Origin of the sequence: Nonomuraea sp. NPDC050478, assembly GCF_044458265.1 — a bacterium.
GTDB lineage: Bacteria > Actinomycetota > Actinomycetes > Streptosporangiales > Streptosporangiaceae > Nonomuraea > Nonomuraea ferruginea.
Window position 1 is genome coordinate 1 of sequence record NZ_JBITHT010000019.1, and the last position, 14,538, is coordinate 14,538.

The window sequence follows — 14,538 nt, forward strand, 5'->3', positions numbered from 1 at the left end:
GTGACACGCCGCATCAGCGTGCCCGCAAGCGTTTCCGCAGCTCACACCCCTGATTCATGTGTTTTTCTCGCTACACATCTGCGGAACGCGGGTGACGCCCGCGGCCTCTACGCCCCGGCGTCGGCGCCCGCGCACCCTCTCCGCCATCCGCCTGCTGGTGCTGCGCCTGGCCCGGGAGAATCCCTCCGGGGGTACCGGCGCATCGACGGTGAGCTGGCCGGGCTCGGCGTCACGGTCGCCGCCTCCACCGTGTGGGAGATCATGAGGGTCCACGGCATCGACCCGTCGCCCGAGCGACAGCACACCGCCTGGGCCGATTTCTTACGCAGCCAGGCGGACGCCCTGCTGGCATGTGACTTCTTCGAAGTCCGCGCCCTGACTGGGGCCCGGCTGTACGTCTTCGCCGTCATCGAGCGCGCCACCCGGCGCATCCGGATCCTCGGCGCCACCGCGCATTCCACCGGCCAGTGGGCCGCCCAACTCGGCCGGAACCTCGTCATGGACCTGCAGGAGACGGGCAGCACGGCCAGGTTCCTCATCCGCGACCGCGATGCCAACTTCACCGTGGCCTTCGACGCCGTGCTGCCGATGCCGGACTTCACGTCGTCACGACCGGCATCCGGATCCACCGGATAAATGCGATCATGGAGCGGTGGATTCAGACCTGCCGGCGCGAACTGCTGGACCGTACCTTGATCTGGAACCAGCGCCATCTGCTTCATGTCCTGCGCGAGTTCGAGGTGTTCTACAACGGTCACCGGCCGCACCGGGCCCTCCGGCAGGCCGCTCCGCTCCGGCCGCTCCCCGGCCTGGGAGCCGACCCAGCCCCGATCACCCGACTCGACATCCGCCGACATGATCGACTCGGTGGTGTCCTCAGGGAGTACCGGCATCCTGCTTGACCTGGACGGATGAGTTTTCGGCACCCGCATCTACTATGCTACGTCTGCTATCCCATATTCTGAGAGAATAAGTCGACATATCGACTCAGCTCTATTTGGCTTGCTGTAGCGTGGACGAGGCATTCTGTGTCACCTCTTTGAGGGAGAGGTGTGGTCGGATAGAAGCTCGGCCAATCTGCAATTACCATCTTCTCGATTGCATAAGCCTGCCAGCGAGGCACTTCAATTGCTTGCAGAACGACTCCGCCATGCCGTTCGTGGTCTCGCAACCTAGCGAATAGGCCAATTCCTACTTTGACGAACGCTTCGCCGTGCCAATCTGGGAAATCAATTAAGTAGATGTAAGTTGGGCTTTCATCTCCGAGGGGCAGTCTACCAAGGTTTATGAAAATGCGTTCTCCATGCTGATGGTCAATGCCGCAGGCATAGTATGGCAGGTACTCTGCGCCCCGCTGTGCATCCAGAATGGGGTCTATATAGGGTAGCGTCGCGAGTATCGGTTCGAGCTTATCAATAAAAAGCATTTCCTTCCTCTTTTTGTTCGCTTCCTCCAATGTGCAGGGGCAACGTGCGGGCGGCCCTGCTATCGCAGTGTTGTACATCCGGCGCCGGCCGCAGAGCTTGCATAGCCCGATAATCATCGGGTACAGGTCGCCTAAATCACGACGAACCTCTACCCTTTCCTCCTGTAGGCAAGAAGCATTCGTCTCGTGATCCTTGTATAATTTCGGGATAGAAATTCGTCTTTTCACTTGTTCCGCTCTAATTTGTAAGGTTGAAGTGATCGTAGGCCACGGGCCAGGTTTTCTTGCTGATGGCAGCGCGCCATCTTGTCGCCGACCTGTGCCTCCCGTGACCTGGGCCGTAGACCTCGGCAACTGAGCTGCCTTGGGACTGCGGTCGCTTCACTTGGCCTAATGCCAAGGCGCCGGCATTGGCGTCCAGACCTCGGGAAGCAGGACAGGGTGCGGTGTATCGTGTCATCGCACCTTGTCGAGCAGATTCTGAATCGTGCTGGGTAGTCGATCGTCGACAGCGGCGGCCCGAACAAGATGATTGAGGTTCTTGTACCACCTCATACGAACCTGGTTGGATGTTTCGCGAGTCATCTGCGCGATCCGTTGTTCGAGGTAGTCGATGTCCCCAGGAAGTTTTGCTTTAGTGGATCGTCGGCTGCTGGGAAAGTCGGTCTCGGGAAGTAGGCGGTCAGAAGGTATCCAGCTGATTCGTTCATCGGTCATGGCCGCGTTAACGGAGAAGTAGCATCCCATCTCGACTGCAGTAAGGATCTCTTGCTGTGTGCCGTTGAACCAGTGCAGTATGGCCCCTCGCTGTGGATAGCGGGCGAGCGCAGTGAGGACGTCTCCCGTTCGTCCGGTGCTGTGGATGGACAGCAGCACGGGTTGGGCAGTGCAGGCCTGGAGGATCGTTTCGAAGGCTTTTTGCTGCGGCCCCAGCGCTGATCCTCGGTCTAGCCCGATTTCGCCGATGAGCAGATGCTCGTTGAGGGCATGATGAATACGCTCGGCTGTGATCTGTGTTGCGGTCGCCTTTAGCCCTGGATGGGCTCCGTATCCCCAGATGATTGTCTGATCGCGGCGCCGTGCGGCCACGGCGGCTTCGGCGGGGCCGCGGGTCATGGCGAAGAGTATGGCGCCTTGTAGGGCGGCGATCTGGGATGTGGTGACGTCGGGAGCGATGTGGGCGTGGCAGTCCAGCCTGGGCAGATCAGGAGACGGGGACACGTCGAAGTTCCTCTAATCCTCGATGGCAGATGGCGAGCACAGCGTCGAAGTCGGTGTTGGGCGGCCATAGCCCCGATGCGAGGACGCGGATATCGTCGAAGCCAGCCTCGGTTGCGTAGCGCCAGGCGGCGATGTCGTGACGGCGGTGGTGGACGAAGGTCTGCTTGGCGTCACCGGTGAGGGTATCAATGAGATAGGTGGTTTTGTCGGGACGGTCAGCCGCGATGAAGGCACCACGTCGTACGAGACAGGCAATACAAAGCCCGCAGTTCAGGTTAGGATTGCCGCCCTTGGGACGGCCGGCGTTGGGCTTGGCGCAGGATAATGTGATCGCGGCTAACTGTCCATCCTCCGTCGAATGCGGACGTAGTGCTGCTGCTACAAGCTCCCCCTTCGTCAGGATCGCGTGCGGATTGTGCACAATGATCGAGTCCAGAGACAACTCGCGCAGCAACCCATGCAAGGCGTAAAAAGTCCAGGGGTGTGTGGAGCGTGTGGTGAGTGGGCCACCGCGCGACGGTTCCAGGGGAGGGTTGATGCTGGTGAATCCGTTCTCCGGGACCAAGACCTTGCCGGCGCCGAGGCCCGACGCCGCGGCGATCGCCATGGCCATGAAGAGCAGCGACCTTGTACGTGGGGTGCGTTCCCGTACGTCTGTGGTGGGCCGTAGCACGTAGCGACGGTAGCTGAGTCCTGGCTGACGTGTCCGTAGTTGGTCATGGATGAGGCGCTGGGCGCGGCTGACGGCGTTCGCGCTGTCCACGTGTCCGAGGAACACAGTCGACTCGGCCTGGTCGAGGCACAGTAGGGCGCCGCAGAGAGAATCTAAACCGCCAGACATAAGGCTCACCGTCTGCACGGGGTGGATCTTCACGGCGGGCTTCGCAGATTTGGTGGTGGGCTGAGCTTTCAGTATTTCCAGTGTCCAGGTGTCACCGGTGAGCCAGTGCAGCAGATCGACTGCGGCGTCCAGGGCGGCCTGGGTCCACGTCTCTGGAGCGTCCAGGTGGACGCTGAGGCGAAGTTCCCGGTGCAGGGTTCGAGCTGGACGCGAGGTGGTACGGTCCGCAATGTATGCGGCGGCCACGATACGGAGCAGGTCTGCGGCGGTGTTCGCCGGATCCCCAAGCTCTGCCAGGCTCCAACCGAGGCCTGTCTGCATCGTGTCAGTCTCGCCGGGCGTGCTCGGCCATTCGTAGGCAGTGGATGTCCGGCGTTGGGGTGTCGCCCCGTGTGGGAGCAGCTCGATGGCAGTCATTCAGCCCCCCGCATTCGGAAGACCTGGAAGATTTTGCCGGCGAGGCCCGTGGCGTAGTCCACGAAGCCCTGCGCGCTGATCTTCGCCTTGTCCCTCAACCGCAGCGCAGTCACGCTGGCGCGCAGGTACTTCTTCGCTTTTTCCTCGATCTGTTTGGCTCGCTGCGGGGTCACCGTGTTGGTACGCCGCTGCGAGGTCAGCTCGACGAGTACCTGTTCGTAAGCCAGATTCTGCAGGAACGTCTCCATGGTCTGCTCCGGGCTCATTTCCTGCTTGGCCTTCTGAACTTCGACCATGGTTCGTAGCGCAGCCGCGGCAAGGGCGACCTCATCGGGGTGGCTGGGTGCGCCGAGCAGGGCATTGACGATGTAGGTGCACTGCTCGCGGCCGGGGGGCAGGGACCTGATGTGGTCGACGTCGAGTCCGAGCTCGGTGAGGATGGCTGCGTTGCCAGTACGGAGGGCGTGCGCACCCGCTACTGCTGCCGCTCCCCGGGCTGCCTGCCGCCCAAGGTCACGTCTGCCGCCGCCGGTGGAGCCAGTGCTGCTGGAAGACCCGAGGCCGTCGCCCCTTCGCCGAGTGAGGCGAAGCGCCGGAAGTGAGAACGAGGTGGGGCCTCTGACCTGGCCTGGAGACTTGGCTAGCGCCGCCATGAAGTCGTTGACGAAGTTCTCGATCTGTGCTGGCGATGGACCTGCGTCGCCCGTGTTGGCCGCGTCGGCGTAGGAATCGTGAACGGTGTCCCATGAGTTGGCGCCGCTGCCGCCATAGGCCCCGGAGGTTCCCACTACTCGCCCAGTTCCGCGTGCGCTGCGCTGACGAGGTCAGGATCCACACCGTCTGCATGCATGATGTGCCGGAGTACGTCGGGCAATGCCATGAGATACGGCGCGTGGTGCACCTGGAGGATCGTCAGCACAGCAGGGAGTCGGAACGTACGACCGATCGCATCCGCGTGCATGGGCAATTTGCTGGCAATTGTCGTCAAGGAGTGGATCACGTGATCGGGATCGTTCACTCGAGTCAGCTGCTCGTACAGGCCATTGATGATCACAGCCTGCTCATCGACCTCCAGGGCGGCCAGATCCTCAAGGGCAGCCGCGCGGGTAGAGTCCGATGCGTGCGACAGTTGCTCGATCAGCTCCAATTGCCTGGCGTTGATCGCGCCCCCGAACCGTACGTCGCTGTGCAGGGTAGCTGCCACGCTTAGGTAGCGTTCGATCTCTGAACCTCGGCCCGCCAGGTAGGGCTCCGTAGCCGCCCACAGCCGGGTGGCCTCGCCGACGCCCTCAGGCGGCTTCGGCGCCTCACCTCGAGCCCACTCCTCCCAGGAGGTCACCAGCGCTGCGCGTTCACCCGCGGAGAGCTGGGTCAGCAACTGGAACTCCGAAAGGTAGCGCAGCTCCAGCAAGTACAACTTAAGCAGCACATCCACGGTTAGACCGGCGCCGGCGGCGTAAGCGAGATGGTTACGCACGGCGAAGGCGTTGAGGAATCGCTTGATCGCCCGAGGGCTGCGCCAGACGTCTGCTGACAAGCCTCTCGCGATACTGGCTGCGAGAACCAGATGTTGTGCTGATGGGCCCGGCCTGGTTCCATCTCCGGCCACCACGTAAGGTGCCGTCCCGGCCTGACGGCGCTCGTTGCAGGCGGCAATGACCTCGGTGAGTTGCTGACCAGTCAGCTCGCTCGCGTTACGGCACAGCAACAGCGCGATGTACGCCTCAGCCTGCTCGACCGACAGCAGGGGCAGCGAGATCGGCAGCTGCACGATCTTCTCCGTGTACAGCTTGGCGAAGCCGCCCTTGGCGGCACCTTGTATCTGTACGTCGATCGCGGCCCGGATCAAGTCCTCATCGGCGGCGATGACGAAGGCCATCTTCTTCACTGACAGGAACAGCTTGATGGCCTCCAGCGTGCCCATGATCGTTGGTGGCAGGCATCGGTCAAGGTCGTCAACCAGAACGACCACCTTGGTGATCCCCTTGACCTCCTTCATCAGGCTGCTGAACTGGTCGCGAAAGCCTGCCATACCTTGGGGACCCTCGCCGCCTTCAGCGGTTTCCTTCGGCTTTGGCGTCAACGCGTCCACGAGGTCGGGGAGATTGGGAGAGAGCGTGACCGCACTGGTAAGGAGAACCTGTGCGACGCGGCCCCAAGCGATACGTCGCCGAAGGTCATTCAGTTTGACGAGCGCCTTTTCCCGGACCTCCAGCTCCGTCTCGTCCTGCTCGACACGGTGTTGAAGCTCGTTGAGAACTTGGGCGATGAGTGTGCCGCGCACGTCATCCGTATTCTCGAACTCCCATGGGTCCACCCGCACGACCACTACGTGGCCCACTCTCGACAGCTGCGCGTCGATCAGGTTCAGGGCGGTGGACTTTCCGCCGCCCCAGGCGCTGTGAATGCCCACGGTCACGGGGTCGAGGCCACCGGACGTTACGACCCGCGTGACAACGCTGGCCACGGCATCCACGCCGAGGAGATCTTCCTCTGCGGGGTTGTCATCGAAGAGGGGTACCGATGTCGCTAGATCATCCACAGGCATCTCACATTGATCAGGGGGCGCAGATGAGACGGTGAATAGCCCCTCAGGATAGGGCTACTTCCGATGGAGTGACTCGCCGCCACGCCGAACTGCTACCGACATGTCTGATCGTTATCAGGCAATCAGGGAGAGTCGAGGCATCATGCTTGCCGCGAGCGATGGGGGCCAGTCAGTCGAGGCGAGGTGTTTCAGAGGAAATGAGCCAGATCGGGTCTGATGCGCCCATTAGCTGCGAGTGAGAGGTGTGGTGGATCTTGTCGTAGTTGGCGTCAGGTCAAAACTTGGGCCTAGTGGGCGGTCTTCAGCCCAGCGCGGATCGTCTCGCCGCGGTCGCGATGCTCGTCATCGAGCGTGACGTAGCCGATGCCTTCGTACTCCCCACCTCGTTGGAGAACGTGCGCATTGCGTCCCGCTCGGTCTCCAGCTCGCCCGCGCCGGTGGTCTTGTCCAGGTGCGGGTAGAAGCGCCCGAACAGGAGCACGATCCAACCTGGTCGCTTGGCATGTCGGGGCGGGCGAAGTGCTGGCGACGTGGGCGTCGGCCATGAACACCCGGGTGGCTATGTAGGTCATCTGCGGTCCGTTGCTACAACGGCATGGCCTTCCACCTCCTGTCGAGGGTGATAGGACATGACGTCTAGGGCACGGGTGTGTTTACGAACCATTCCGCTCGGGCAAGTAGTTCGTCGAAGGTAAGGACTTCCGGCTCCGCCGTGTTGCGACGGTAGAGCTCGAAGGAGCGGATTTTCTCCTGGTGGTCGCCGCCAGCCTGGCCGATCAGCTGCTGGAGCTGTCCGATGATGAGGAATGAGCGAGGGCGCACCAGGTAGGAGTGATCGTCAGGGAAGACGCTCCCGTCAGGGGCGAGGCTTTCGAGCCGATCGCCGAGATCGCGGACGGCTCGATGAACGGTTCCTTGAGCCTGTGCCACACCTCCGGCCAGTTCCTTGGACGGGGCCCAGCATCCGGATCTGTACGCATCGGTCGCGAGCAGTTCGGTCTTGTGGGTCTTGAACTCGGCGAATACGAGCGACTTGATACGGCCCGCCGTACGGAGCAGGGCATCCGCGCGCTTCCCCGGGCCCGAGATGGATGATCCGGCCACGACCTGCTCAAGCTTCTCGTGGCTCCAGGACGTCAGCAGCTGGCCGGCAAGGGAGACACCGAGGATCCATGAGTTCTCTTCGAAGAAGCGCTGCCACACCGACTCCGCCCTGCGATCGGTGCTCCGAGCGCGTTCGGCTTCGAAGTAGACGTCGTCATGGAGCAGCTTCCGGAAGCGCTCGACCTGCTGGCGACGGTGAGCGATGGCGATGATGTCACGGGCGGTCTCGTCGTCGGTGATGAGTTTCCGGAAGCGTTCAGGATCCCTTTTGTAGATGGCCAGCATGGATGTCGCATCAGCGAACAGGTCACGGACGAGTGCGTCATCGATACGCTCCGTGGTACGGCCCACAACGGGGACGTAATCAAGATTGCGAATGAGCTCCAGGAGCCGTTCCGCGTCAGCTCCATCCAGCCGCAGGGCCGTCTTGACCGGCCTCTTCGTGGTCGGAACCCGCTGGATGATGATGCTCTTGACGTGTTGGCTTCCGGGCTCCTCGATCAGCAGAAGCTTGATCTGCGCGCGTCCGTGCTCACCGTCGATGATGGTCCATTCGCGTCCGTCGTACTTCGCGCTGGTCTGGGGGCCGTCGAAGACCTTATAGACGAACCTGGCCTTTTCTGGGCGACTGAAGGTGCGTGACAGGTATGTGCGTTCGGGTCTGCGGCGACGCGCGTACATCGTCTCTGTGTTCGGGTCCTCTTCGGCCCACGGAAGCTCGCCGCCCCAGTTCTCGGGCCCGAACTCGTCGATCTCGCTGTTCATAGCTGTTCCTGTTGATGTTGGGCATGTGCTGCGCCGCCATCAGCGGCATCGCGGACAGCGGCGGTGTGGGGCGTACTCGTGAAGCGTTGATCCACGGTGATGGTGGCGCGGTGGCTGCCGCGCCACCATCCGACGTCAGGCCACGTGGACCGTCGCCGAATCGAGAATGACGGTGTCCGGGACCGAGGTGTACAGCCGCCAGTTGAGCGCGCCGCGGCGGGAGACGACGGTGACATGCACGCCCCGGCCGATGAGCCAGACGGCCAGGTCGGCGAAGTAGCCGTCGCCGGAACCGATGACAACCCGGCTGAAGCGCTGGTCGAGGTGGTCTTCGAGGGCTGTCTCGACCAGCGCCCGGTCTGCGCCGTCGGGGCCGGAGAGGGTGAGCAACTGTACGCCCTGGAGTGCGATGCCGGCCGAAACCAGTGAACGAGGGTTGACCGCGGCGATGAACTGGTCCATCCGCCCGATCGGGACCGCCGTCCGGTAGAGCTGCATGGTCGCAGTCACCTCCAAGGCGCCGGGACGGGTGGAGGCCGTCAGGTTCTCGATGTCCAGCAGGTGTACGGCCCGCGTCCGGTAGAAGGCATGCCTGAAGTGCTGCCTACGGCGTGTGCTGCGCCGCTGAGTGGAATGGAGCCGGTCGGTGCGCATGGGGGAGCTCACGTGTCATTGGTCCTTCCGTGAGGACGAGCGTCGTGTGCGCTTACGTTCATTAGAGCACGTGTTGATAGAATCGACCAACAAGTTTCGAGACGTTGCTCTCGGAGCTGCTATTGGAGTACAGTCCTGTCGACACGGCAGCGGAGAAGGGGCCTCAAGTGGATCGGAACGTCGAGGTGACGGCCGCTGACATCGCTCGTCTGGCGGATGTCGGTCGGGCGGCGGTGAGCAACTGGCGCCGCCGCCACGAGGATTTCCCCGAGCCCGTCGGAGGGACCGCTACCAGCCCTTCCTTCTCCTTGGAGGAGATCAAGCAATGGCTGCTTTCTCACACGGAGAAGGGCAGACGGCTTCCCCAGCGAGAATGGTTCTGGCAGGACCTGCGTGGGGAAGTGGACGAGGAGAATCTCGCCGTGATGCTCGCCGATCTCGGTGCTTTCCTCATCTACCTGGACCGGGAAAGCCCAGACTGGGCAGCTCTTTCGGCCAAGAGTGACTCGGTCGTCGCGAAGGCGCTTCCTGCCCGGGTGCATGCAGCATGCGAGGGGCCGCTGGAGGACCCTCCACCGCCGACCTCGCTGGTGGAGGGTCGAATCCCGCTCCTCCGTCGACTAGCTGATCTCGCAGCTGCCGATGGAGTCCGGGAGACGTTCGATTTCCTACGGGAACGCTATTTTGAACTGCACACCAAGCGGACCTACGCCACGCCCGAGCCTGTCGCCCGTCTCATGGCCGAGCTCAGCAGATCTTCTGCAGAGTTCGTGCTTGATCCCGCCTGCGGATCCGGGGCGTTGCTGAGAGCTTTTCATGACCAACCCGGGAGCAGCGTCAACCTACTCCTAGGGCAAGATGTAGACGAGGCGACCGCCCGGCTCACCGCCGTCTACCTCGCCCTCCACGCTGACAATGTCGCGATCAGCTGCGGTGATTCTCTTCGCGGTGATGCGTTCGCGGGCACGCTGGTGGATGCCGTTGTGTGCTATCCGCCTTTTAACGACCGCGCTTGGGGATACGAGGAGTTGGCCGCCGACCCTCGTTGGGAGTACGGCCTGCCACCACGGATGGAATCAGAGCTCGCCTGGGTTCAGCATGCTCTCGCCCACCTCAAATCCGGTGGTACGGCTGTCATGCTCATGCCGCCCGCCTCGGCCAACCGCAAATCTGGCCGGCGTATCCGTGCTCAGCTGATCCGCCGCGGTGCGCTTCGAGCAGTGATCACACTCCCGCTCGGAGCCGTTCCCAACATGGCGGTCGCCCTGAACGTGTGGGTGCTTCGCAAACCCCATGACTCCCGCACCCCGAGCCACGTGTTGATGGTCGACACCTCTACCTGGCCAGAGGACTTCGTCCGAGTCGCTGCAAGTGCTTGGGGTCGCTTCGACCGCGGCGATGAGGCAGACGAGCCGACCGTCAGTCGTGCCGTCCCGGTAATCGAGGTGCTCGATGACGAGGTCGACCTCACCCCGGCACGGTACCTGTCGGTGTCGGCGGAAGACCTCGCGCCCGAACGTGTCACGGGACGACGGATCCGAGTGAAAGACCTTCTGCACCTCGCAGCCGATCTGCTGCCAGACGTCGAGTCGGCTCCAGAGGATCAGAGCTTCCCAATGGTCCCGCTCACGGAGCTCGTACGGCGCGGCATGTTGACGCTTCACCACCAAGCCTTGGCGAAGTCCGTCGAAGAGTCCGGCGTGCCGGACGGGCTGACGGTCCTCATGCCAGACGACGTCATCGACGATCGGCCACCGACCGGGCTCACCCCACGTATCCCCGTGCAACAGGAGATCATGACGCAACCCGGTGATGTGGTCGTCCCGCACATGGTAAATCGGCCTGTGGCGCGGGTGGTCAAGGAAGGCGGGGCGGTTCTCGGTCCGCGTATCTCCTTGCTCCGCGTCGATCCGGACCAGCTTGATCCCCATTTCTTGGCTGGCTTCGTGGTCAGCTCGGTCAATGCGCGCAATTACGTCACCATGGCGAGCCGGGCTCAGGTAGACGTGCGCCGCGCGGACATCCCGCTTCTCCCGATCGAGCAGCAACGCAGGTATGGCGAGGCGTTCCGGAGACTGGCAGACTTCGAAGCTTCCCTGCGACAGATCGCTGATCTCGGCGAGGATCTGATTCAACTGGTATCCGATGGCCTGACGCACGGCAGCGTCCGGCCGGTCCATGAGAAGGGCGAACGGTGAGCAGCAACCACCAGAAGTACGCGGATTTCATCTGGTCGGTGGCCGACCTGCTGCGCGGTGACTACCGCCAGTCGGAGTACGGCAAGGTCATCCTCCCATTCACCGTGCTGCGCCGCCTCGACTGCGTGTTGGAGCCCACCAAGAAGGCGGTCCTCGCCAAAGCGAAGGAACTTAAGGACAGCACGCTGCCCGAGGGCGCCAAGGACCGGATGCTGAAGAACGCGTCAGGGACGAACTTCTACAACATCAGCGAGTTTGATTTCGGGAAGCTGACCGGCGACGCCGACAACGTCGCCGTCAACCTGCGCTCCTACATCGGCGGATTCTCGCCGGGCGCCGTGGAGGTTCTGGAGAAGTACCGCTTCGACGAGCAAATCACCCGGTTGGACGAGGCAGGGCTGCTCTGGCTGGTGCTCGGTAAGTTTGCTGAGATCGACCTGCACCCGGACGTGGTCGATAACCACCAGATGGGCTACGTCTTCGAGGAACTGATCCGGAAGTTCTCCGAGATCTCCAACGAGACCGCCGGTGAACACTTCACCCCGCGCGAGGTCATCCGGCTGATGGTCAACCTGCTAATGGCCCCCGACGACGAGGACGTGATGACGCCCGGCATCGTCCGCACCATCTATGACCCGGCCTGCGGGACGGGTGGCATCCTCTCAGCCGCCGAGGAGCACATTACCCGCCACAACTCGAAGGCCACGGTCAAGGTCTTCGGCCAGGAGCTCAACCCCGAGTCGTGGGCGATTTGCCGTTCGGACATGATGCTCAAGGGCCAGGATCCGTCAAAGATCGCCTTCGGCAACTCCTTTATCCAGGACGGCCACTCTGAAGGGCGCTTCGACTACCTGATGGCCAACCCGCCGTTCGGCGTGGAGTGGAAGAAGGTCCAGAAGCAGGTCGAGGACGAGCGCGACAATCTCGGCTGGGCCGGCCGCTTCGGCGCGGGCACGCCTCGGATCAACGACGGCTCGTTTCTATTCCTCCAACACATGATCTCTAAGATGAAGCCGGTGGAGCAGGGCGGCTCCCGGATCGCGATCGTCTTCAACGGCTCTCCGCTCTTCACCGGCGCGGCGGGGTCAGGGGAGTCGGAGATCCGCCGCTGGATTCTGGAGAACGACTGGCTGGAGGCTATCGTCGCCCTGCCCGATCAGCTCTTCTACAACACTGGCATCTCCACGTACTTCTGGATTCTGTCCAACCGTAAGGCGCCCGCGCTGAAGGACAAGGTGATCCTGCTCGATGGCCGGGAGTGCTGGGTCAAAATGCGCAAGTCACTCGGTGATAAGCGCAAGCTCATCCCGGACGAGCGGATCGCCGAGCTGGCCGCGATTTACAAGGATGCGCTAGCCATCGCGAACGATCCCGAGCACGAGCACCATGCCAAGGTGAAAGTCTTCCCGCGCCATGCGTTCGGCTACCAGCGGATCACGGTCGAGCGTCCACTCCGGCGGCGATTCGAGGTGACCGAGGAGACGGCGGACGTGGCGGCCGAAGCCAAGGCGGTGGTGAAGTTCGAGCAGCGGGATGCGCTTCTCGCGGCGCTGCAGTCATTGGCTGGTACGGCGTGCGGCACGAAGATGGAGTTCGCCGGGAAGCTGGACGCCGCTCTGGCCGAGCATGGCCTGAGCAAGCTGCCGGCGCCGGTGGAGAAGGCGGTGTGGGCGGAGGTGGCGGTCAGCGATCCTGAGGGCCAGCTTCAGACCGACCGAAAGAACAACCCTTTGCCGGATCCCGATCTCCGGGACAACGAGAACGTGCCGCTGACCTCGATGCACTCGACCCCGACGGAACTGGAGGCCGAGATCGAGGAGTACCTGAAGCGTGAAGTTCTGCCGCACGTTCCGGATGCCTGGGTGGACCACTCCAAGACGAAGATCGGCTTCGAGATCCCGTTTACACGGCATTTCTACGTCTACACGCCACCCCGCCCGCTGGAGGAGATCGACGCCGAACTCAAGGCGCTGGAGGCCGAGATTCAGGAGCTTCTCGGGGAGGTGACTCGATGACTGTCGTCTCGGACCTCGCTCCGTGGCTCGTGCAGTCGCGTTGGCCCACCGTGCCGATCAGGTACGTCGCGAAATTGGGCACTGGTCACACCCCGAGTCGCCAGCACCCGGAGTACTGGGAGGACTGCACGACACCCTGGATCACCCTGGCCGATGTCTGGCAGCTTCGAGACGGCACCCGGGACACCATCACGGAGACGAAGGAGAAGATCAGCCGCCTCGGCCTCGCGAACTCGGCGGCAGTTCTCCATCCAGCGGGAACAGTGATCCTCTCTCGTACGGCGTCGGTCGGCTTCTCCGCGATTATGGGGCACGACATGGCGACGAGCCAGGACTTCGCGACCTGGACGTGTGGACCGAAGTTGCTTCCTCGGTATCTTCTTCATGCTCTTCGGGCTATGGCTCCCGATCTCCGACGAGTGGCAGCCGGATCCACGCATAAGACGATCTATATGCCTGATATCGAGCAACTGCATATCCCTCTTCCTTCAATGGAGGAGCAGCAGCGCATCACTGACTTCCTCGATGTAAAGACTGCTCGTATCGATCGGATGATACTGCTACGACAAAATCAGGTTGAACTGACGGGGGAGCGCTCCACCGCTGAGATTGCCGATATTATCACCGGTGCGGCCGGCGATTTTGGGCTCGTCTCGATGCGTCGAACTGTTCGCCGTATTGAGCAAGGATGGAGCCCGCAGTGCGAGGATATGGAAGCACATCCTTCCGAATGGGCAGTTCTAAAGACCAGTGCAGTCAGTGGAGGAAGGTTCGATGCGATGCGACACAAGCGCCTTCCTGCCGATTTGTCGCCTAATTTGGATTACGTCATTCATGACGGTGATCTACTTATGACGAGGGGAAGTGGATCGGTGAATAATGTCGGTGTCGCTGCAATCGCCGACACTGGCGGGAGGAGGCTCTTGCTCAGCGATCTCCTTTACCGAATCCATCCTGATCGCGGGTGGTCTGCACGTTTCTTGGCCGCTGTCCTGCGAAGCGCTCCTGTTCGAGGGCAGGTTTCCTTGCTTCTTCGTGGACAATCTGGGCAGACGATCAAACTTCGCGGGGAAGACATCAAGGAAATTCAGGTTCCTGCAGCTCCAATCAATGTGCAGGAGAAGGTCGCGGATCAACTCACAGCCATCAGCGACGAGTCAGAATTCATGAAGAGTGCTCTCAGAAGAAGCGTTCAGCTTCTTGCTGAGCGAAAGCAGGCTTTGATCACAGCGGCGGTTACCGGACAGATTGATGTGGCGACGGCTTGTGGGGGCGGCATTTGAGATCCATAGACACGGGGCTCCGTCCGTCGGAGCGGGAGCCGTACCTCATCAGAAGGGAATGAGAGA

Annotated in this window: 13 protein-coding genes; 5 read left to right on the top strand and 8 right to left on the bottom strand. The window is 62.2% G+C overall.

The window, feature by feature from the left end; genetic code table 11:
- Nucleotides 1–261: 261 nt before the first annotated feature.
- Nucleotides 262–636 carry a hypothetical protein gene (locus ACIBF7_RS44680; protein ID WP_397199896.1) on the top strand — a complete coding sequence of 125 codons (375 nt, stop codon included), beginning with the start codon at nucleotides 262–264 and terminating at the stop codon, nucleotides 634–636.
- A gap of 8 nt (nucleotides 637–644) precedes the next feature.
- Nucleotides 645–902, top strand: a complete 258-nt coding sequence (locus tag ACIBF7_RS44685; protein WP_397199897.1) for an integrase core domain-containing protein — start codon at nucleotides 645–647, stop codon at nucleotides 900–902.
- Between the two features lie 47 nt (nucleotides 903–949).
- Here ACIBF7_RS44685 and ACIBF7_RS44690 read toward each other — a convergent pair whose 3' ends face one another.
- From ACIBF7_RS44690 to ACIBF7_RS44725, 8 genes are all read right to left on the bottom strand, one after another.
- Entirely contained in the window at nucleotides 950–1,426 is a 477-nt protein-coding gene (locus ACIBF7_RS44690) for a hypothetical protein (protein ID WP_397199898.1), read from the bottom strand.
- A 456-nt stretch (nucleotides 1,427–1,882) separates the two neighbouring features.
- Nucleotides 1,883–2,647 carry a TatD family hydrolase gene (locus tag ACIBF7_RS44695; protein ID WP_364446110.1) on the bottom strand — a complete coding sequence of 255 codons (765 nt, stop codon included), beginning with the start codon at nucleotides 2,645–2,647 and terminating at the stop codon, nucleotides 1,883–1,885.
- Nucleotides 2,631–3,809 (bottom strand): hypothetical protein, encoded by a 1,179-nt coding sequence (locus ACIBF7_RS44700; protein ID WP_397199899.1) that lies wholly within the window; start codon nucleotides 3,807–3,809, stop codon nucleotides 2,631–2,633. The genes ACIBF7_RS44695 and ACIBF7_RS44700 overlap by 17 nt, the downstream gene beginning before the upstream one ends.
- 92 nt (nucleotides 3,810–3,901) lie before the next feature.
- Nucleotides 3,902–4,693, bottom strand: a complete 792-nt coding sequence (locus ACIBF7_RS44705; RefSeq protein ID WP_364446104.1) for a hypothetical protein — start codon at nucleotides 4,691–4,693, stop codon at nucleotides 3,902–3,904.
- Nucleotides 4,693–6,447, bottom strand: coding sequence for a P-loop NTPase fold protein (locus tag ACIBF7_RS44710; protein WP_397199900.1), 1,755 nt, complete (start codon nucleotides 6,445–6,447; stop codon nucleotides 4,693–4,695). Before ACIBF7_RS44710 ends, ACIBF7_RS44705 begins: the two co-directional genes overlap by 1 nt.
- A 307-nt stretch (nucleotides 6,448–6,754) precedes the next feature.
- Nucleotides 6,755–6,934 carry a hypothetical protein gene (locus ACIBF7_RS44715; protein ID WP_364446097.1) on the bottom strand — a complete coding sequence of 60 codons (180 nt, stop codon included), beginning with the start codon at nucleotides 6,932–6,934 and terminating at the stop codon, nucleotides 6,755–6,757.
- Nucleotides 6,935–7,089: 155 nt separating this feature from the next.
- The gene (locus tag ACIBF7_RS44720; protein ID WP_364446095.1) at nucleotides 7,090–8,322 is read right to left on the bottom strand and encodes a Shedu immune nuclease family protein; all 1,233 of its coding nucleotides are present in this window, start codon (nucleotides 8,320–8,322) and stop codon (nucleotides 7,090–7,092) included.
- Between the two features lie 135 nt (nucleotides 8,323–8,457).
- Nucleotides 8,458–8,976: an NYN domain-containing protein gene (locus ACIBF7_RS44725; RefSeq protein ID WP_364446092.1), complete on the bottom strand. Its 519-nt coding sequence runs from the start codon at nucleotides 8,974–8,976 to the stop codon at nucleotides 8,458–8,460.
- Nucleotides 8,977–9,143: 167 nt separating this feature from the next.
- Between ACIBF7_RS44725 and ACIBF7_RS44730 the strand changes: the two genes are divergently transcribed.
- Genes ACIBF7_RS44730 through ACIBF7_RS44740 form a run of 3 tightly spaced genes read left to right on the top strand, consistent with a single transcriptional unit; the run spans nucleotide 9,144 to nucleotide 14,472 of the window.
- On the top strand, nucleotides 9,144–11,174 hold the full coding sequence (locus ACIBF7_RS44730) for an N-6 DNA methylase (protein WP_364446089.1): 2,031 nt from the start codon (nucleotides 9,144–9,146) through the stop codon (nucleotides 11,172–11,174).
- Entirely contained in the window at nucleotides 11,171–13,189 is a 2,019-nt protein-coding gene (locus tag ACIBF7_RS44735; RefSeq protein ID WP_364446086.1) for a class I SAM-dependent DNA methyltransferase, read from the top strand. Before ACIBF7_RS44730 ends, ACIBF7_RS44735 begins: the two co-directional genes overlap by 4 nt.
- On the top strand, nucleotides 13,186–14,472 hold the full coding sequence (locus ACIBF7_RS44740) for a restriction endonuclease subunit S (protein ID WP_364446083.1): 1,287 nt from the start codon (nucleotides 13,186–13,188) through the stop codon (nucleotides 14,470–14,472). Before ACIBF7_RS44735 ends, ACIBF7_RS44740 begins: the two co-directional genes overlap by 4 nt.
- Nucleotides 14,473–14,538: the final 66 nt, after the last annotated feature.

Excerpts from the sequence above, each read along its gene's own strand:
- ACIBF7_RS44685 (WP_397199897.1), top strand. The coding sequence starts at position 645 with ATGGAGCGGTGGATTCAGACCTGCCGGCGCGAACTGCTGGACCGTACC.
- ACIBF7_RS44680 (WP_397199896.1), top strand. The coding sequence starts at position 262 with ATGAGGGTCCACGGCATCGACCCGTCGCCCGAGCGACAGCACACCGCC.
- ACIBF7_RS44700 (WP_397199899.1), bottom strand. The coding sequence starts at position 3,809 with ATGCAGACAGGCCTCGGTTGGAGCCTGGCAGAGCTTGGGGATCCGGCG.
- ACIBF7_RS44690 (WP_397199898.1), bottom strand. The coding sequence starts at position 1,426 with ATGCTTTTTATTGATAAGCTCGAACCGATACTCGCGACGCTACCCTAT.
- ACIBF7_RS44720 (WP_364446095.1), bottom strand. The coding sequence starts at position 8,322 with ATGAACAGCGAGATCGACGAGTTCGGGCCCGAGAACTGGGGCGGCGAG.
- ACIBF7_RS44740 (WP_364446083.1), top strand. The coding sequence starts at position 13,186 with ATGACTGTCGTCTCGGACCTCGCTCCGTGGCTCGTGCAGTCGCGTTGG.
- ACIBF7_RS44725 (WP_364446092.1), bottom strand. The coding sequence starts at position 8,976 with ATGCGCACCGACCGGCTCCATTCCACTCAGCGGCGCAGCACACGCCGT.